Below are 18,538 nucleotides of genomic sequence, written 5' to 3'. Positions count from 1 at the left end.
GCACCGGCTCTCGTCTGATCCTCAGAAGGCTTCCGCCGGCAGTTCCATCACGGTCGCACAACCGGCCTGGAGGCGGGCAAGATGCGCCGCCGTTTCGGGCAGCACGCGCTCCATGAAGAAGCGACCCGTCACCAGCTTGGTGGTGAGATAGGTCGAGCCGTCGCCGGCCGCAATCTTGTCCTGCGCCACCTTCGCCATCTTCGCCCACATGTAGCCGAAGGTGACCAGCGCAAAGAGATGCATGTAGTCGGTCGCGGCGGCGCCGGCATTGTCCGGCTTGGTCATCGCGTTCTGCATCAGCCACGTGGTGGCCTGCTGCAGATGGCCGAGCGCGGTCGACAACGGGGCTACGAACGGCTTCATCGCATCGTTGCCGCCCTGCTCCTTGGCGAACGAGCCGACCTCGTTGAAGAAGGCCATCACGGCGCGGCCGCCGTCGCGCGGCAGCTTGCGGCCGACGAGATCCAGCGCCTGGATGCCGTTGGCGCCTTCGTAGATCATGGCGATGCGCGCATCGCGCACGAACTGCTCCATGCCCCACTCGGCGATATAGCCGTGGCCGCCATACATCTGCTGCGCCTGGACCGCGTTGGCGAAGCCCATGTCGGTCATGTAGCCCTTCATGACCGGGGTCATCAGGCCCATGTGGTCGTCGGCGGCCTGGCGGTCCTTCGGGTCCTGCGAGCGGTGCGCGACGTCGCTCTTCAGCGAGGTCCACACCACCATGGCGCGCGCAGCCTCGTTGAAGGCGCGGATCGACAGCAGGGTCCGGCGCACGTCGGGATGCACGATGATCGGATCGGCGGCCTTGTCGGGCGCCTTGGGCCCAGTCAGCGAGCGGCCCTGGATGCGCTCGCGCGCATAGGCGACCGCGTTCTGATAGGCCACCTCGGACTGCGCGAGACCCTGCACGGCGACGCCGAGCCGGGCCTCGTTCATCATCACGAACATGCCCTGCATGCCCTTGTTCTCTTCGCCGATCAGCCAGCCGGTGGCGTTGTCGTAGTTCATCACACAGGTCGAATTGCCGTGGATGCCCATCTTGTGCTCGATCGAGCCACAGGTGACGCCGTTGCGCGCACCCACCGTGCCGTCGGGATTGACCATGAACTTGGGCACCACGAACAGCGACACGCCCTTGATGCCGGCCGGCGCGCCCTCGATGCGGGCGAGCACGAGGTGGATGATGTTGGGAGCCAAGTCATGCTCGCCGGCCGAGATGAAGATCTTGGTGCCGGAAATCCTGAAGCTGCCGTCGGCCTGGCGCACCGCCTTGGTGCGGAGCAGGCCGAGGTCGGTGCCGCAATGCGGCTCGGTGAGGTTCATGGTGCCGGTCCACTCGCCGGCGACCATCTTCGGCACGTAGGTCTTCTTCTGCTCCTCGCTGCCATGCACGATGAGTGCCGCGGTGGCGCCCATGGTGAGGCCGCCATACATCGAGAACGCCATGTTGGCGGAGCACTGGAATTCGTTGACGGTCTGGCTGAGCGTCACCGGCAGGCCCTGCCCGCCATATTCGGTTGGCGCCGACAGGCCGAGCCAGCCGCCCTCGACGATCTGCTTGTAGGCGTCCTTGAAGCCTTTCGGCGTGGTCACGCTGCCGTCGTCATGGCGCTTGCAGCCTTCGAGATCACCCACGCGATTCAGCGGATGCAGCACCTCCTCGGCGAGCTTGGCGGCTTCGCCGAGGATCGCCTCGCGGACATCCGCCGAGGCATCGGAGAATCCCGGCAGGTTGTCGTAGCGGTCGATCTGGAACACGTCGTTGAGCAGGAAGGTGACATCTTCCACGGGGGCTTTGTAGATCGGCATTGGCGTCTCCGGCAGGAAGGCTGAAGTTTCAGACGGGGAATTCCACGGACGCGGCAGGCAATGCAGGCCGCGGACTGTAGCGATTTCTCAAGGCTTGCGGCAGCCGTTAGTTTGCGACTGTCGGTCGCGTCACGACGGCTTGCTCATGGCGGCGAGCTGTTCGCCCATCAAGCGGTGCAGCAAATTGATCGCCTTGAGCGGGCGCACCATGACCTTGAAATGTGTGATCAGACCGGCGTCGTCGAAGCTGATGATATCGACGCCGTTGAGCTTGATCCCTTCGATCTCGTTCTCGAATTCGAGCACGGCGCCCGTGGCGTTACGCCACTCCCCGACATACTTGAATCCGGGACCGCCTAAGACTTTCTCAGCACTCGCGAGATATTTGAAGGTAATGTCGCGGCCGCGTTGCGGCGTGTGCACGACGGGACTTTCGAACACGGCGTCGGGATGCAGCAGCTCCCGCAAAGCGCCGAGATCGTGAGACCTCATGTAGCCGTACCATCCATCGAGGCCGGTCATTGTCATTGGGCGTCTCCTCGGGGCGGAACAGGCCAGCACCACAACCACCCCATATGCACATTGACGCATATGCGCCAGTGTGCATAATGTCAAGCGTGGAGCGGGGCAGAACACGATCAGAAAAACGGGAGCAGTTTCCGGCCATGGCCCTCGGCGACGCCATCCTCGCCTGCCTCACCGAACATCCGATGACGGGCTACGAGCTCGCCAAGACGTTCGACTCCTCGATCGGCTTCTTCTGGAAGACGGACCACCAGCAGATCTACCGCGAGCTGTCGCGGCTGCGCGACCGCGGCTACATCCAGGGTCGCGAGGTGGTGCAGACCGGCAAGCCCAACAAGCTGGTGTACACATTGACCGCGGAGGGCCGCGCGGCGTTTCGCAGCTGGGCGGCGCGGCCGAGCACGCCGGCCTCGACGAAGGACGATCTTCTCGTCCGGCTCTATGCACTGGGCGCCGCCGACATCGGGCCGATCCGGGCCGACCTGATGGCGCGGCTCGAGCATCATCGCGACCGCGCCGAGCGCTACGATCGCATCCTCAAGAAGCATTATGCGGACGGCAACGTGGCCCCGGCCGATATGGGCAAGCTCCTCAACCTGCGTCTCGGCCTGCGCCACGAACGCATGGTGGCGGAATGGTGCGAGGAAGCGATCACCGCGCTGTCGACGATATCCGGCGCGAGCAGCGTGCGGCCGCTCGATCCATCATCGCGTGAAAATGCCGGCTGATACCCGCCGTTTGATAGGGCAAAACTTCTGGCCGCGCCGGCGGTAAACTTAACGCGTTATTTACCGTAAAAGTCAAAAGTCGGGACCTGGAGCAGACGATCTGCGCGGACCCGTTCATGTTCATGTCCGGGACGCGTGGGGAGGCTGGAGGCGCTTGGTGGAGCGCTGGAAGCGGAACCGGACGAGACATGAATTCGCGCGTACCGTGGAGTAATGAAGGCATCGACCCGTCCGTCCGCGAGAGGGCCGAGGCCGCGGCGCAACGCGCCGGAATGACGCTGAACGACTGGATCAACTCCACGCTCGGCGCATCGACCCCGCCCGATTTCCGCGGCAGCCCCGCGCCACGCAGCACGCCGACCGTCAGCCGCGATGCCCGCGAGGTGACCGACATCCATCAGCGGCTCGACTCCATCGCACGGCAGATCGAGCAAATGTCGCGCCCCGTCGCGCGCAAGGATGGGCCACGCGACGAGCAGGGCGTCGCGCGTCAGCTGAACGACGCGATCTCGCGGCTCGACGCCCGCCTGTCACAGATCTCGACGCCGCTGCGCAAGCCGGACACCGAGGACCGCTATCGTGGTCCTGACGGCGTCGAGCGCGCCGCTGCGCAGCTCTACCGGCCCGCCCAGCCGCTCAGCGCGGGTTCGTTCGACGTGGCCGTGGCCGAGATCAGCGCCCGCCAGAGCGAGCTCGACAATGCGCGCCCGCTGCCGCCGCACCAGGCACCGCCGACCGCGCCTGCCATGGCATCCGCAGCAGCGCCGCTGATGACACCGATCAGCGCGCCGCTGACGCCGCCGCAACCGGCAGCCCCCACTCCCGATTTCTCGCTGCTCGAACGCCATCTGCTGAAGATCACGAGCCAGATCGAGGCGCTGCATCGCCCCGACGACGGCATCGAGCAGTCGATCGCCGGCTTCCGCAACGAGCTCTCCGAGATTCGTCACGCCATCACCGAGGCGATGCCGCGCCGGGCGATCGAATCGATCGAGAACGAGATTCGCTCGCTGTCGCGCCGTATCGACGAGAACCGCAACACCGGCGTCGACGGCCACGCACTGGCCGGGATCGAGCGCGCGCTGACCGACATCCGCGAGGTCGTCGGCTCGCTGAAGCCTGCCGAGCAGCTCGCCGTCTATGACGAGGCGATCCGCAATCTCGGCGCCAAGCTCGACCTGATCCTACGCGCCAATGACGACCCTGGCACCGTGCAGCAGCTCGAAAGCGCCATCGCGGCGCTGCGTGCGATCGTCGCCAATGTCGCCTCAAACGACGCGCTGGAACGACTGTCGGACGATCTCCGCCAGCTGTCGTCGAAGGTCGACCAGGTCACACAGGCGCGCGACAATCACGACTCGTTCCACGAGTCGTTTGCGGCGCTCGAACAGCGCATTGCCGCGCTGACCTCGACCCTGGAAAGCCGCGAGCCGCCGGCGGCCGCGCCCGACCACACTGCCCAGATCGAGGACGCGCTGCGCGGCCTGTCCGACCGCATCGACCGCCTGCAGGTCGGCAACGACGGCTCATCGGCGATCACCCATCTCGAACAGCGGATCAGCTATCTGCTGGAGCGGCTCGAGGCCGCCAACGACCCGCGCGGCGGCAACATGACCCGCGTCGAGGACGGCCTGCAGGACATCCTGCGCTATCTCGAACGGCAGCAGGCGACCTTCGCAGCGCTGGCGGAGAGCCGGTCGCAGCGCGAAACGTCGCAGGACGGCGGCCTGATCGACATGGTCAAGCGCGAGCTGTCCGACATCCGCTTCAGCCAGACCGAGACCGACCGCAACACCCAGGACTCGCTCGAGGCCGTCCACAACACGCTGGGGCACGTCGTCGACCGCCTCGCCATGATCGAAGGCGACCTGCGCAATGTGCGCGCCACCGCGAGCCCGCCGGCCGCGCTGCCGCCGCTGGCACCGCCAATCGAGTCGCCGATGCCGGCCGCACGCGCGCCGGCGCCCCAGGCCTTTGCCGAGCCGGCCAGGCCAGAGCCCGCCTACCGGCCTGAGCTGCCCAATCCGGCGGCCGAGCAGCCAGCGGGACAGATTGTCGCTCCGGCCGCGGGTCAACAGGCGTTCGCGGCCGCCTCGCGCGACTTCCACGCCGCGCAGGCGCCGGCGGCCGCCATGCCGCCGCCGATTCCGCCGAAGGCGATCGCCGACATCCTCGAGCCGCACACAGCACAGGCGCCCCGCCCGACCGTCATCGTCCCCGAGCTGCCGCCGGATCATCCGCTCGAACCCGGCACCCGTCCGCCTGGCCGGACCGCATCGCCCGCCGAGCGGATCGCCGCGTCCGAGGATGCGCTGAGCGAGCTTCCCGCCGGCAAGCGGGAGCCGGTGTCGACGTCGAGCTTCATCGCGGCTGCGCGCCGCGCGGCGCAGGCCGCGGCGGCTGCACAGCCCGTGGACGCCAAGAAGGCGAAGAAGGACAAGCCGAAGGAGAAGGCCAAGGAACCGCCGAAAGACCTCCCCAAGGACGTCGCCAGCGACGCTGTCAAGCCCAAGGCCAAACCCAAGGACAAGCCGACGTTCGCTCTCACCGCCGAGGGTGACGAGGAAGTCTCGACCATTGGGTCGAAGATCCGCTCGCTCCTGGTCGGGGCCAGCGTCGTCGTGATCGTGCTCGGCACTTTCAAATTCGCGATGTCGCTGCTCGACAGCGGCAGCACGCCGCCACCGATCTCGCCGATGGAAACCCAGGGCGAGGCGCCGCGCGCGCAGATGCCGTCGGCCTCGCCGAGCCTGTCGCCGCGGCCGACGACGCCCGACCAGAGCGTGCCGTCGTTGACGTCGCCGACGCCGATCGACCGTCAGTCCTACAATCGGGCCATGCCGAGCGAAGCGGAGACGATCGCAATGCTCGCGATCCCGCAGGACGTCGAAAAGCCAGCCACATTACCTGCTGCCGTCCCCACTGATATCACCGGCACGATCCCAACCGCTGCCAACGGCCAGAAGCTCGGCTTGGTGCAAGTGCCCGCCTCCGAGAAGCTGCCCGATGCCATCGGCGGACTGGCGCTGCGCAATGCCGCCCTGAAGGGTGATCCGACCGCCGCCTACGAAGTCGGCGTGCGCTTTGCCGAGGGCAAGGGCGTCGCGGCGAACTATGAGGAAGCCGCGAAGTGGTATGACCGCGCCGCGCAGGCGGGGCTGATCCCGGCGGTCTTCCGTCTCGGCACCTTCTACGAGAAGGGTCTCGGCGTGAAGAAGGACGCCGACATCGCCCGCCGCTACTACGTGGTCGCCGCCGAGCGCGGCAACGCCAAGGCGATGCACAATCTCGCCGTGCTGGACGCCGACGGCGGCGGCAAGGGCGCGAACTACAAGAGCGCCTCGCAATGGTTCCGCAAGGCCGCCGAGCGCGGCGTCGCCGATAGCCAGTTCAACCTCGGCATCCTCTATGCCCGTGGCATCGGCGTCGAACAGAACCTCGCCGAATCCTACAAATGGTTCACCCTGGCCGCAGCGCAGGGTGACGTCGACGCGGGGCGCAAGCGCGACGATGTCGCCAAGCGGCTCGATGTCCAGTCGCTCGCCGCGGCCAAGCTCGCGATCCAGACCTTCACGGTCGAACCGCAGCCCGACGACGCCGTGAACGTGCCGGCGCCCGTCGGCGGCTGGGATGGCACGCAGGCGATCGCCAAGGCAGCCGCGGCCAAGGCGGCGCTGGCGAAGCGCGCGGCTGCGACGGCGCCGCGCTGACACGGGCATAGCGCCCCTCTTTCGACATGGACGAGCGTCCGCGCACAGCCTGAAAAATCCTCCCGGCTTGCGATCGCGCCGCCATAGTGTCGCGCGGTCGATCGATATAGGTTGTCGCGGCGGATCATCACGAGCGCCGCGAGGGAGCATCGACGGGTGTCAGCGGGGAACGACCAACAGGACGGCGCGCGCTTCCTGCAGTCGCCGACGGGCCCCCGCGTGCCGCCGCGGACCACGGCGAACGTCGCCGCTGCTCCGCCTCCTCGCCAACGAATGCAGCAAGTGACCGACGGCTATCCTGCGGCGTTCCGATGGCGCCGGCTGGCTTCCGTCATCTTCTTCGTTGCAATCGTGCTCGGCGGAGGCATTCGCGCCTACCGCGACCTGTCGCGACCCGACGCCTGGTCGTTCTGGAAGGATCAGTACATCTCGCCGAGTCTGTCGGCGGCGCTGGTCGCCGACCCCGCGCTTGCCGGGCTGGGCGGCAGGCGCACCGTGCTCGCCGTCAGCGGCCCCATCGGGCCAGCGGCGGCCGGCTGGCTGCGCGAGCGGATCAGCGAGGCCCGTCTCAAGCCGGGCGACGTGATCCTGCTGTCCTCGCCCGGCGGCAACCTCGACCAGGGGGTGCTGATGGGCGAGATCATCCGCGCCCATGGACTCGCTACCGCCGTCGGCGTGGCCGACAATGCCGGCCGCATCCGTCCGGGCTTCTGCGCCAGCGCCTGCGTGTTCGCCTTTGCCGGCGGGCAGACCCGCTACGGCCTCGATGGTTCGGCGCTCGGCGTGCACCGCTTCACGTCGGAGGCCCGTGGCGCCGACGCGGTCGCCGACACCCAGCGCGTCACCGGCGCCATCCTCGGCTACATGACGCGCATGGGCGTATCGTCGCAGGTCATCGAGGCGATGTCGCAGACCCGCGACATCCGCTGGCTCGATCCGGGCGATGCCGAGGCCATGAGGCTGGTGACCGCGCCGCTCAAGGCCCTTTGACGGAGCGCCCAGACCCCCACGTTCGGCGTCGGTGGATGTGACGTCGACTTCGGGCGGGAATGACTGATCCCTTCGCTGCCATTTTCGGTTATGCAGGAGCTTGGCATCCTGCGTCGCATGCGCGGGATGCTCGCTCGAAGGATCGCAGAGGCCGCGCGGATGCAGATTTATCTTCCGATCGCCGACATCCCGGTCAACATCTTCCTGTTGCTGGCGATGGGCGCGGCCGTCGGCTTCGTCTCCGGCATGTTCGGCATCGGCGGCGGGTTCCTGATGACGCCGCTCCTGATCTTCGTCGGCATCACCCCCGCGGTCGCGGTCGCCTCGGTCTCCAGCCACATCGCCGCCTCCTCGTTCTCCGGGGCGCTGTCCTATTGGCGACGGCGCGCCATCGATCCCTCGCTGGCCGCGGTGTTGATGATCGGCGGCGCGCTCGGCACCGGACTCGGCGTCGCCACCTTCACCCTGTTGCGGTCGCTCGGCCAGCTCGATCTGATGATCGCGCTGTCCTATGTCGTCCTGCTGACGAGCGTCGGCGGCACGATGTTCTGGGAGGGTCTGCGGGCGATGATGCGCGCGCGCCAGGGCGCGGTCGCGACCGTGCGGCGTCCGGGCAGCCATGTCTGGATCCATGGCCTGCCGCTGAAGATGCGCTTCAAGCGCTCGAAGATCTATGTCTCCGTCATTCCGGTGATCGCCATCGGCCTCATCATCGGCTTCCTCGGCGCCGTGATGGGCATCGGCGGCGGCTTCATTCTGGTGCCCCTGCTGATCTACCTGCTGCGCGTGCCGACCTCGACCGTCATCGGCACCTCGATGGTCCTGACGCTCGCGACCATGATGATCGCGACCATGCTGCACGCGATGAGCAATCATCTGGTCGACGCCGTGCTGGCGCTGATCCTGATGGTCGGCGGCGTCACCGGCGCGCAGTTCGGGGCCCGCGCCGGCCAGATGATCCGCGGCGAGCAGCTGCGGCTGCTGCTCGGCCTGCTGATCCTCGCCGTCGGCATCCGGTTCGCGATCGAGCTCGTGATCAAGCCCGACGACCTGTTCACGATCCGCGAGACCGAGATCAGCAGATGACGCCGCTCCGCCTCGCCAGCCTCACCTTCATGCTGCTGCTTGCCGGCGCCGCATCGGCGCGCGCCGAGCGGCTGATCGTCTCGGTCTCCAACCATCGCGTGACGGTGACGCCGAACTATTCCGGGGAGGAGCTGGTGCTGTTCGGCTCGGTCGAGAAGGACACCCAGACCCCGCCGGGTCGCACCGCCTATGACCTCGTCGTCACCGTCCGGGGCCCGCGGGCCGACATGGTGACGCGGCGCAAGGAGCGCAAGTTCGGCATCTGGATCAACACCGACTCGCGCCAGTTCCTCAAGGTGCCCGGCTATCTGGCGCTGTTCGCCAACCGCCAGTTCGACGCGATGGCCGCGCCCGAGGTGCTGCGCCGGCAGCAGCTCGGACTCAACAACGTGCTGCTGACCCAGCGCGTCGGTCCCGACTATGCCGACGTGGTCCCGAACGACGCGTTCCGCAGCGCCTTCGTGCGGCTGCAATCGCAGCACGGTCTGTACCGCGAGGATACGTCCGCGGTGACCTTCCTCACGCCAACGCTGTTCCGCACCGGCATTCCGCTCCCCGCTGCGGTGCCGATCGGCACCTACGAGGTCGAGATCAAGCTGCTCGCCGACGGCGCGCTGGTCACCAAGACGGAGACCGCGTTCGAGATCGTCAAGGTCGGCTTCGAGCAGTTCGTCGCGAACTCGGCGCGGCAGAGCGGCTTCGTCTACGGCCTCGTCACCGCCGCGATGGCGCTGATGACGGGATGGATGGCGTCGATCGTGTTCCGTCGGGATTGATCTTTTTCGCGTCAGTGGGAGGAGCTGGGTGGCGAGGCGATCACCGTCCGCACACCGGGCTCCAGAAGCTTCAGCCGCGCACCGAACCCGAGCGCATCGAAGGTCTTGCGCAGGTCCTGCGCGCTCTGGCGGAAATGCGCCCAGCCATCCGTGTGAACCGGAACGATGGCGGCCTCGGCAAACACGCGCGCGGTCTCGATCGTGTCGTTGGTGTCCATGGTGAGGTGGAACGGCCCGCGTGTCTGCGCCGCTCCGGCAAAAGGCATCACGACGCCAGGCTTGAAACGCCGCGCCACCTCCGCCACGCCGTCATAGAACACCGTGTCGCCACTGACATAGACGGGCGCGCCGTGCTGCGGGATCAGGACGAAGCCGATCACATCGCCCGCGAGCGGCTCGATGCCGGCGGGACCATGGCGCGCCGGCGTCGCCGCGACCGTCAATGTCCTGCCGCCTTTGCTGAGCTGCGTCGTCTGCCACGGCGCCAATCCTTCCGCCAGCGCACCGAGCCTGCTTGCGCCGACTTCCGTCGTGAGCACGCGCGGTGCGCGTCTCAGGAAGGCGCGGCCGCCATGGTCGAGATTGTCGGAGTGCTGATCATGGCTCAGCAGCACCGCATCGACCTCCCCGATCGCCTCAGCGGTCATCGCTGGTCCAGTGAGCTTCTCCAGTACGACATGCGGCAATTCATAGCGGCCGGGAGCATCGAATGTGGGATCGGTCAGCAGGCGGAAGCCATCGATTTCGATAAGGGCGGTCGGGCCGCCGATCAGGGTGATCGCAACACTCATGACGATGCTCCAATGGTACGGGCCGGCGCCCGCGTGACCAGATAGATCCCGAGCGCGACGGGAACGACGCCGAGCAGGTCCTGCAGCGCCACGTGCTCGCCGAGCACCAGGAAGGCGAAGATCATCGCGAGCGGCGGCATCACGAAATGATAGGCGCTGGCCGCGGTCGCGCCGCATACTTTCAAGAGATGGAACCAGAGCACATAGGCCAGGATCGAGCCACCGAGCACGAGGAAGGCGAACGCGCCGATCAGTTGCGCATTCGGCACGATCTCGCCCACGTGCGACACGCCGAGCGCGACCGGCCATAACACCAGCCCGGCTGAGAGGTTCTGGATGCCGTTACCGACCCACAGGCTGCCCTGCGGGGCGAGCTGCTTGAACAGAATGGTGCCGGTCACGATCGAGGCCAGCGCCGCCAGCGTATAGAGAATGCCTTCGAGCTGGTCGGTGCCGACGGACATACGGTGCCAGACGATCATGGCGACGCCGATGGTGCCGAGCGCGAGGCCCGAGATTTTGCGCAGGGTCAGCGGCTCGCCCAGCAGCAGCGCCGCGAACACCGCGGTGAACACCGGATTGGCCGAGACGATCAGGCCGCCGAGCCCCGCCGACACCGTCTGCAGCCCGGTGTAGCCGAGACCGAGATACAGCGCGTTGTTGGCGATGCCGATGATCGCGAACACGGCCGCATCGCGCCAGCTCATGCGCAGCTCGCCCCGGACCGCCGGCACCACAAGAATGAGGACACCGGCGAGCGAGAACCGCGCCGCGAGCAGCAGCAGCGGCGGACAATAGGTCACCCCGATCTTGCCGGCAACGAAGGCAAAGCTCCACAACAGGCAGAACAGGCCGATTTCGAGCGGCAGCAGATTGGACTTCATGCGGGGTACGGCAACGGAGGATACGGACGACATCGGAGGTCTCCTTCGCCGCCGGTGTAGGGCTGTTCTTTCACATCTGGAAATTAAATGATAAACTGAAACTCAGTGGTTTTTCAAATGGAGGCCCGGCATGCTCGATCTGGACCTGTTGCGCAGCTTCGTCTCGGTGGTCGAGGCGGGTGGCTTCACCCGCGCGAGCGAGCGCGTCCACCGCACGCAGTCGACGATCAGCCAGCAGATTCGCCGGCTGGAGGACGACCTCGGCCAGACGCTGCTCAACCGCGACGGCCGCGAGGTCACGCCGACCGAGGCCGGCGAACGGCTGTTGTCCTATGCCCGCCGCCTGCTCGCGCTCGCCGAGGAGGCCCGCGATGTCGTCGCACGTCCGGGTCCGGCTGGCGCGGTCATGCTCGGCATCCCCGAGGATTTCGCGGCCTACCGGCTCGCCAAGCTGCTCGCCGCGTTCTCGCGCGCCCACCCCGATCTGCGGCTCGACGTGCGCGCCGACCAGAGCCTCAACCTCAAGCGCGACATCGAGCGCGGCGATCTCGATCTGGCGCTGCTCAAGCGCGGTGCCGACGATGCACACGCAGCGATCGCGGCATGGCCGGAGCAGGTCTATTGGGTGACCAGCAAGAGCCATCCGGTCAACCTCGAGGCCCGCTCGCTGCCGCTGATCGGCTTCCCGCTCGGCTGCATCTATCGCACCCGCGCGATCCATGCGCTGGAGAGCGAGGGACGCGCCTGGCACATGGCCTACACATCGTCGAGCCTCGCCGGCATCCAGGCCGCGGTCGCCGCCGGCATGGGGCTGAGCATCCTGTCCGACATGTCCGTGCAGTCGGAGCACCGCGTGCTGACCGCCCGCGAGGGCTTTGCGCCGATCGAGCGCACCGAGGTCGCGCTGCTCGCCTCGCCCGACGCCAGCCCGGCGACGCTGCGCCTGGCCGACCGGCTGGCCGAGTTCTGCGAGAAGGTGCAGGCGAAGGCGGCCTGACCGGCATTCGTCCGCGGCTCCGGCGACCAGGACGCCACGAGGACGCTGCGTTCCCTCTCCCGCTTGCGGGGGAGGGCTAGGGAGGGGTCGTTCCGACGGCGGTGCGCTTGGCGCCCCCTCTCCAACTCTCCCCCGCAAGCGAGGGAGAGGGCACAGCGGTGCGCGCGGCGGGCATGATCAGTCCAACTTCGAATGATCCGTTCGACCTCTGATCACTCATCCAACTAATGAATTTCCATCATCCAACTAATAGCACCGCGCCGCGGCGATGCTGTGCAGGCGCCTATCTCCCAGCACATGCGCGATGAAGGCGCGCTTCGGAAACAGCTTGGCGAAGGCCCCGTCGCGCACGCTCAGGCCCCCGGCATAGGCGCCGAACGCCGGCATCACGGCGCGCTCGCCATCGCAGACGAAGCAGCGCCGCTCCAGCGTGCGCGCTCGTGTCGCGACGCGCGCCTTCGGATGCAGATGGCCGGCGATCTCGCCGCGCGCGCCGGAGGGCTCGTGACGGAACGTCACCGCGCCGAGCGTGACCGCGTCGGCCAGTTCGCCGCCGATGCCGCGCGGGGCCGGATCGTGGTTGCCCGTGATCCAGACCCAGTCGCGGCCGACCTGCAGGTTGGCGATGCAGGCGCGGTCGTCGCCGGTGAGACGCGTATGCGCATCGCGATCGTGAAAGCTGTCGCCAAGCGCGATCACGACGCGCGGATTGTAGTGGGCGATCACGGCTGTGAGGCGATTGAGAGTCGCCACGGTATCGAACGGCGGCAGCAGGGTGCCGCGCGACGCGTAGCTCGAGCCCTTTTCCAGATGCAGATCGGAGACGACGAGCAGACGCTGCTCGTCCCACACCAGCGCGCCGGAGAGATCGACGCGCAGCGCGGTGCCGGCGACGTCCATCATGCCCGATGCGCAGAAAGTCCCCCGCAAGTCCGCCTCGCTTCTCGATCTACCCCATCGCTTCCTTCACGAGTTCCTCGGCAGCCTCGGCCAGGAGCTCGTCGGCGGCCTCGCCATAGACGGATTCGCGGCCGATTTCCAGCATCACCGGCACCGCCAGCGGCGAGACGCGATCGAGTTCCCGATGGGTGATTCGTCCCTCGATGCGCTGGAGCATATCACCGAGCCGCTTCAGATCGAGCAGGCCGGTGGCGGCATCGGCGCGCGCCGCGCGCAACAGCATGTGATCGGGCTGATGCCGGCGCAGGACGTCATAGACCAGATCGGTCGAGAACAGCACCTGGCGGCGCGTCTTCTCCTCGGTCGTCGACCGCCGCGCGATCAGGCCGGAGATGATGGCGCACGAGCGGAACGTGCGCTTCATCAGCGCGGATTCGGCGAGCCACGCCTCGAGATCGTCGCCAAGCATATCCGGGTCGAACAACGCGGCGAGATCGAGCCGCCCCTGTTTGACCATGAGCGACATGTCGCCGAGCCCCCACACCGCAAGCGCATATTCGTTGGCGACGAAGCCGAGCGGCCGAGCGCGCGCCCGCTCGAGCCGGCGCGTCAGCAGCATGCCGAGCGTCTGATGCGCGAGCCGGCCCTCGAACGGATAGCAGACGATGTAGTGCTTGTTGGAGCGCGGGAAGGTCTCGACCAAAAGCTCGCGCCGGGCCGGGATGCGCGACACGTCCTTCTGCAAGGACAGCCAGTCGCGCACCTGCTCCGGCAACGCGCTCCAGGCGGTGCGGTCGTCGAGCAGGCCGCGCACGCGCTCGGCGAGATAGGTCGACAGCGGAAACTTGCCGCCCATGTAGGACGGCACCTTCGGATCGGAATCATTGGCGCGCGACACATAGACCTGGTCCTCGGCCAGCGCCTCGTAGCGCACGATCTCGCCGCTGAACACGAACGTATCGCCGAGGGTGAGGCCTTCGATGAACGCCTCCTCGATCTCGCCGAGCAGCCGTCCGCCGCGCGCGATCGCGCCGGTCGTGCCCTTGGCCCCGCCGCGCGAGCGCACCAGCCGCACCTTCAGCATCGCCTCCTCGACAATGGTGCCGACGTTCAGGCGATAGCTCTGCCGCACCTTGGGATTGGCGACGCGCCAGCGCCCCCTCGCATCCTGCTTGATGCGGGCGAACCGCTCATAAGTCTTCAGCGCATAGCCGCCGGTGGCGACGAAGTCGACGACATCGTCGAAATCAGCGCGCGACAGCGACGCATAGGGGGCCGCCGTGATGACCTCCACATAGAGCTCGTCGCTGAGAAACGGCTCGGCGCAGGCGCAGCCGAGCACGTGCTGCGCCAGCACGTCGAGCGCGCCGGTACGCAAAGGCGGCGTGTCCTGCGCATTGTCGGCGATGGCATCGATCGCGACCGAGCATTCCAGCACCTCGAAGCGGTTGGCCGGCACCAGCACCGCCCGCGAAGCCTCGTCGAGCCGGTGATTGGCACGGCCGATGCGCTGCATCAGCCGCGAGCAGCCCTTGGGCGCGCCGACATTGATCACGAGATCGACGTCGCCCCAATCGACGCCGAGATCGAGCGAGGAGGTGCAGACGACGCCGCGCAGCCTGCCGGCCGACATCGCATCCTCGACCTTGCGGCGCTGCGCGACGTCGAGCGAGCCGTGATGCAGGGCGATGGCGAGATTGTCGTCGTTGATGCGCCAGAACTCCTGGAACAGCATCTCGGCCTGGCTGCGGGTGTTGACGAACACGAGCGTGGTCTTGTTTCGCTTGATCAGCTCGTACATCTCGGCCAGCGCATGGCGCGCGCTGTGGCCGGCCCACGGCAGCCGCTCCTGCGTATCGAGCATCTCGACCACCGGCGGCGCGGCGCCGCCGGCGACCACGACGTCGGCCGCGGCTATGCCGTCGCACGGCTGCGGCACCAGGAAGCGCGCGAGTTGCTCCGGCTCGGCGACGGTCGCCGACAGGCCGATCATGCGCATGTCCGGCGCAAGCCGCCACAGCCGCGCCAGCGCGAGCGACAAGAGATCGCCGCGCTTGGAGGTGACCAGCGCATGCAGCTCGTCGAGCACGACGCGCTTCAGCGAGGAAAACAGGAACGGCGCATCGTCGGACGACAGCAGCAGCGCCATCTGCTCCGGCGTGGTCAGCAGGATGTCCGGCGGATAGCGGCGCTGCCGCTGCCGGCGGGACACCGGCGTGTCGCCGGTGCGGGTCTCGACCTTGATCGGCAGGCCCATCTCGGAGATCGGCGCCTCGAGATTGCGCGCGATGTCGACCGCGAGCGCCTTGAGCGGGGAGATGTAGAGCGTGTGCAGGCCGGCGGGTCGCGGGATGCGGTTCGCCGTCTGCTTGCTCTTTTCCGTGTTCGCGAGTTCGACCAGTGCATTCGGCTCGGTGCCGGGTGTCACCATCGACACCGCCGCCGGAGGCCCCCCTCCCCGCCGCTCCCCCACAAGGGGAGCGGGAGTGGAGAGAGCGGATGTCTTGGCAAGAACAGAACGATGCTTCGGCGCGACGGCGGAGCCGAGCTCCACCAGGGTCGGCAGGAACCCGGCGAGCGTCTTGCCGGCGCCGGTCGGGGCGATCAGCAGCGCCGAGCGTTGCGCGCGAGCCTTCTCCAGCAGTGCCAGCTGATGCGCGCGCGGCGCCCAGCCGCGCGCCGCGAACCATTCGGTGAAATGGTCGGGCAGCGCGGCGCTGTCGTCGGGTGGGACTGGTGAGACGCGGGGCGGCACCGGGGGAAGGTAGGCAGTCACGCGCGGTTCGTCGAGGGTCGGGCGATAACACTCGACTGCCTCGACCACCTCCGCCGTCGGCCCAGCCCATGTTGGAGCGCACCGGCGCCTCAGCAAACTCCGTTGTCGTCCCTGCGAACGCAGGGACCCATAGCCACCGGCTTTTGTGGGACGATGACTTGCAGTGACGCCTCACCGATAGATTCCGCGGTATGGTTCCCTGCGTTCGCAGGGACGACACCGGAGAGTGCGGCCACAGCTCCGGTGTCATCATCCGATGGAGGGAAAATCCCTACTCCGTCATCGGCTTCTCGGAGATGCTCCAGTCCTTGCCGTCGAAGATCGAGATGTAGAGCGTCTTCATCGGCGTGTAGTCGTCCGGCGTGTAGGCGTAATTGACGCCATCGAGGAAGAAGGGCGAGTGGAAGCCGGCGAGTGTCGTGGCGTGCTTGAGCACGTTCTCGCGGGTCAGCGTGTCGCCGCAGCGGCGCAGGATCTCACCCATCGACACCGCCTGGCCGTAGCCGGCATAGGCGATGGTGTTGTCGGGATCGATGTTGGGCAGGTACTTGGCGCGCAGCGCCTCGAAGCCCTTGACGTCGGGATCGTCCTTCCATTGCGGCACGCCGGCGTCCTTGGAATAGCGGATCGCGACGATGTCCTTGGCATTCTCGAGGCCGGCGGCAGACAGGATCGAACGGCCGGTCGAGCCCGCCGACAACAGCTGCAGCGGCTTCCAGCCGAGCTCGGCCACCTTGCGGATCGACTGCGACGAGGCCTTGCCCGTGCTGATGTTGTAGAACACGTCGGCGCCCGACTTCGACAGGTTGATCAGCTGCGAGTCCACCGTCGGCTCGGTGAGATCGTAGGTCTGCTCCATGATCACCTGCGCCTTGCCGCCGGCGTCGGCCAGCACCTTCTTGAACGGCCCCAGGAAGTCACGGCCGAAATCGTCGTTCTGATAGAGGATGCCGATCTTGGCTTCCGGCTTCACGCTCAGCACATGCTTGGCGAGAATGCGCGCCTCCGTCGGATACAGCGGCAGGCCGGCCATGGTCCATTTGTAGTTCTTGGGGTCGTTCCACTTCGAGGCGCCGGTGTTGAGCAGGAGCTGCGGCACGCCCTTGGAGTTGAGGTATTTGTGCACGGCGGTCTGCGGCGCGGTGCCGAGCGAGCCGTACAGCGCCAGCACCTCGTCCTGCTCGACCAGCCGCCGCGTCGCCTCGACGCATTTCGGCGCGCTATAGGCATCGTCCATCGTCAGGAACTTGACCTTGCGCCCGTTGATGCCGCCCTGCTCGTTGAGCATCTGGAAATAGGCCTCGCCGACACGGCCGAGCACGCCATACAGCGAACCGGGGCCGGAATGCGGAATGGTCTGGCCGATCTTGATCTCGGTATCGCTGGCGCCGGCATCATATTTCTTCTCGGCGGCCCAGACATGGGGCGAAGCGATCGTCGAGGCGCCGATGGTCGCAAGCGCGGTGGCGCAGAAATCGCGCCGGGTCAGATGTTTTTTCATTTTTGTCTCTCCCTAGACTGCCGACATTTTTTGGCATCGGGAGAGCTGCGGCAAGAGCGAAGTTGCCGCATTGGACGCCGCGTGCAGCGCATTCAATAGCGTCTAGACTCAAGTCCTGGCCGCGACCACGGCCAGCCCGCGCACCGGCAACTGCTCCTCGGTCCGCGGCGACGCCGGCGCGAGATGGGCCAGCTTCAATCCCGCGGCTGCGATCACGCCACGGACATATTCCGCGCCATGGGCATAGCGCAACCCCTTGCCCATGATGACACCGTCGCCGTCATGGGTCTCGACGGTCAAGGCCAGCAGTCCGCCCGGCCTCAGCACACGTTGCGTCTCGCGCAACACCGGGCCGAGGTCGCCGACATAGACCATCGCATCGGCAGCAAGAATGAGATCCGCAGACGCATCGTCCTGGCGCTGCAGCCCTGCGGTCATGTCGTCGACCTCTAGCCCGGCATAGAGCCCGGTGGCGCGCGCCTCCGCGATCATGCCGGCCGACAGGTCGATGCCGATGATGCTGTCGACGTTCTTGGCGAACGCCGCCGCGCCCAGCCCGGTGCCGCAGCCGAGATCGATCGCGCGCTTGAAGTAGGCCGGCTTGCGCTCGGCCGCGCGCACCGCGAGCACCGCCTTGAACAGGATCGCCGGCGCGCGGTAGTTGAGCCGCTCGGTCAGCTCGGCCTCGAAGCGCGGCGCATACTGATCGAACAGCGACTGCACATAGGCCTTGGGCATGTCCGACAGCGGCGCGGCGCCGAGCTGCATCAGATGCACGGCGGCGCCGTGACGATCATCCGGATCGGCGGCACAGGCGTTCTGGAAGGCGGAGATCGCCTTGTCGGTTTCGCCCAGACCGAGACGAATCTTGCCGAGCTCGAACCAGGCCGAGGCGAAGTTGGGGGCGACCTCGATGGCCTGCTCCATCACCTCGGCGGCCGCGACCAGGTCGCCCTTCAATTGCAGGTCGCGGGCGAACTCGTAGCGGCGGTCGGCGATCAGATCGCCGGAGGACAGGAACAGGCGGTGGGGCATGGGAACCATCGTCGTCAATGCGAACTT

General features: G+C 67.2%; 14 protein-coding genes. 6 read left to right on the top strand and 8 right to left on the bottom strand.

What is annotated here, in order from left to right:
- Positions 1–21: 21 nt before the first annotated feature.
- Both ACQR0U_RS12735 and ACQR0U_RS12730 read right to left on the bottom strand, forming a co-directional pair.
- Complete coding sequence (locus ACQR0U_RS12735; RefSeq protein WP_315717935.1) at positions 22–1,812, bottom strand: acyl-CoA dehydrogenase C-terminal domain-containing protein; 1,791 nt, start codon at positions 1,810–1,812, stop codon at positions 22–24.
- Positions 1,813–1,941: 129 nt separating this feature from the next.
- Positions 1,942–2,340 (bottom strand): nuclear transport factor 2 family protein, encoded by a 399-nt coding sequence (locus tag ACQR0U_RS12730; RefSeq protein WP_315717936.1) that lies wholly within the window; start codon positions 2,338–2,340, stop codon positions 1,942–1,944.
- A gap of 137 nt (positions 2,341–2,477) precedes the next feature.
- Here ACQR0U_RS12730 and ACQR0U_RS12725 point away from each other — a divergent pair, with 137 nt between their 5' ends.
- The 5 genes from ACQR0U_RS12725 to ACQR0U_RS12705 all read left to right on the top strand — a co-directional run bounded on the left by ACQR0U_RS12725 (position 2,478) and on the right by ACQR0U_RS12705 (position 9,627).
- Complete coding sequence (locus tag ACQR0U_RS12725) at positions 2,478–3,065, top strand: PadR family transcriptional regulator (protein ID WP_315717938.1); 588 nt, start codon at positions 2,478–2,480, stop codon at positions 3,063–3,065.
- Between the two features lie 188 nt (positions 3,066–3,253).
- Entirely contained in the window at positions 3,254–6,775 is a 3,522-nt protein-coding gene (locus tag ACQR0U_RS12720) for a hypothetical protein (protein WP_316187195.1), read from the top strand.
- Positions 6,776–6,931: 156 nt separating this feature from the next.
- A complete protein-coding gene (locus ACQR0U_RS12715) occupies positions 6,932–7,765 on the top strand; it encodes a hypothetical protein (protein WP_315717940.1) in 834 nt (277 codons plus the stop codon).
- 159 nt (positions 7,766–7,924) lie between these two features.
- Entirely contained in the window at positions 7,925–8,851 is a 927-nt protein-coding gene (locus tag ACQR0U_RS12710) for a sulfite exporter TauE/SafE family protein (RefSeq protein ID WP_315717941.1), read from the top strand.
- A complete protein-coding gene (locus ACQR0U_RS12705; RefSeq protein WP_315717942.1) occupies positions 8,848–9,627 on the top strand; it encodes a TIGR02186 family protein in 780 nt (259 codons plus the stop codon). Before ACQR0U_RS12710 ends, ACQR0U_RS12705 begins: the two co-directional genes overlap by 4 nt.
- Positions 9,628–9,638: 11 nt before the next feature.
- On the opposite strand, the gene ACQR0U_RS12700 is transcribed toward ACQR0U_RS12705, so the two are convergent.
- Together ACQR0U_RS12700 and ACQR0U_RS12695 are read right to left on the bottom strand one after the other, a co-directional pair.
- A complete protein-coding gene (locus ACQR0U_RS12700) occupies positions 9,639–10,418 on the bottom strand; it encodes an MBL fold metallo-hydrolase (RefSeq protein ID WP_315751272.1) in 780 nt (259 codons plus the stop codon).
- Entirely contained in the window at positions 10,415–11,335 is a 921-nt protein-coding gene (locus tag ACQR0U_RS12695; RefSeq protein ID WP_434843295.1) for a DMT family transporter, read from the bottom strand. Before ACQR0U_RS12695 ends, ACQR0U_RS12700 begins: the two co-directional genes overlap by 4 nt.
- Before the next feature lie 97 nt (positions 11,336–11,432).
- On the opposite strand from ACQR0U_RS12695, the gene ACQR0U_RS12690 reads away from it, so the two are divergent.
- Positions 11,433–12,299 carry a LysR family transcriptional regulator gene (locus ACQR0U_RS12690; RefSeq protein WP_434843296.1) on the top strand — a complete coding sequence of 289 codons (867 nt, stop codon included), beginning with the start codon at positions 11,433–11,435 and terminating at the stop codon, positions 12,297–12,299.
- Between the two features lie 246 nt (positions 12,300–12,545).
- On the opposite strand, the gene pdeM is transcribed toward ACQR0U_RS12690, so the two are convergent.
- The 4 genes from pdeM to ACQR0U_RS12670 all read right to left on the bottom strand — a co-directional run bounded on the left by pdeM (position 12,546) and on the right by ACQR0U_RS12670 (position 18,511).
- The gene (pdeM, locus tag ACQR0U_RS12685; RefSeq protein ID WP_434843353.1) at positions 12,546–13,199 is read right to left on the bottom strand and encodes a ligase-associated DNA damage response endonuclease PdeM; all 654 of its coding nucleotides are present in this window, start codon (positions 13,197–13,199) and stop codon (positions 12,546–12,548) included.
- Between the two features lie 49 nt (positions 13,200–13,248).
- The gene (locus ACQR0U_RS12680) at positions 13,249–15,954 is read right to left on the bottom strand and encodes a ligase-associated DNA damage response DEXH box helicase (protein ID WP_434843354.1); all 2,706 of its coding nucleotides are present in this window, start codon (positions 15,952–15,954) and stop codon (positions 13,249–13,251) included.
- A 292-nt stretch (positions 15,955–16,246) separates the two neighbouring features.
- Positions 16,247–17,476, bottom strand: a complete 1,230-nt coding sequence (locus ACQR0U_RS12675; protein WP_316165587.1) for an ABC transporter substrate-binding protein — start codon at positions 17,474–17,476, stop codon at positions 16,247–16,249.
- Between the two features lie 108 nt (positions 17,477–17,584).
- Positions 17,585–18,511 carry a methyltransferase domain-containing protein gene (locus tag ACQR0U_RS12670; protein ID WP_434843297.1) on the bottom strand — a complete coding sequence of 309 codons (927 nt, stop codon included), beginning with the start codon at positions 18,509–18,511 and terminating at the stop codon, positions 17,585–17,587.
- Positions 18,512–18,538: the final 27 nt, after the last annotated feature.

Source organism: Bradyrhizobium sp. HKCCYLRH3097 (assembly GCF_051167875.1).
In the GTDB taxonomy this organism is placed as follows: domain Bacteria; phylum Pseudomonadota; class Alphaproteobacteria; order Rhizobiales; family Xanthobacteraceae; genus Bradyrhizobium.
This window is presented reverse-complemented; position numbering and strand designations above follow the sequence as displayed.

Bases quoted from the DNA above. Each gene is read 5' to 3' on its own strand.
- ACQR0U_RS12735 (WP_315717935.1), bottom strand. From the start codon at position 1,812: ATGCCGATCTACAAAGCCCCCGTGGAAGATGTCACCTTCCTGCTCAAC.
- ACQR0U_RS12730 (WP_315717936.1), bottom strand. From the start codon at position 2,340: ATGACAATGACCGGCCTCGATGGATGGTACGGCTACATGAGGTCTCAC.
- ACQR0U_RS12725 (WP_315717938.1), top strand. From the start codon at position 2,478: ATGGCCCTCGGCGACGCCATCCTCGCCTGCCTCACCGAACATCCGATG.
- ACQR0U_RS12720 (WP_316187195.1), top strand. From the start codon at position 3,254: ATGAATTCGCGCGTACCGTGGAGTAATGAAGGCATCGACCCGTCCGTC.
- ACQR0U_RS12710 (WP_315717941.1), top strand. From the start codon at position 7,925: ATGCAGATTTATCTTCCGATCGCCGACATCCCGGTCAACATCTTCCTG.
- ACQR0U_RS12705 (WP_315717942.1), top strand. From the start codon at position 8,848: ATGACGCCGCTCCGCCTCGCCAGCCTCACCTTCATGCTGCTGCTTGCC.
- ACQR0U_RS12700 (WP_315751272.1), bottom strand. From the start codon at position 10,418: ATGAGTGTTGCGATCACCCTGATCGGCGGCCCGACCGCCCTTATCGAA.
- ACQR0U_RS12695 (WP_434843295.1), bottom strand. From the start codon at position 11,335: ATGTCGTCCGTATCCTCCGTTGCCGTACCCCGCATGAAGTCCAATCTG.
- ACQR0U_RS12690 (WP_434843296.1), top strand. From the start codon at position 11,433: ATGCTCGATCTGGACCTGTTGCGCAGCTTCGTCTCGGTGGTCGAGGCG.
- pdeM (WP_434843353.1), bottom strand. From the start codon at position 13,199: ATGGACGTCGCCGGCACCGCGCTGCGCGTCGATCTCTCCGGCGCGCTG.
- ACQR0U_RS12675 (WP_316165587.1), bottom strand. From the start codon at position 17,476: ATGAAAAAACATCTGACCCGGCGCGATTTCTGCGCCACCGCGCTTGCG.
- ACQR0U_RS12670 (WP_434843297.1), bottom strand. From the start codon at position 18,511: ATGCCCCACCGCCTGTTCCTGTCCTCCGGCGATCTGATCGCCGACCGC.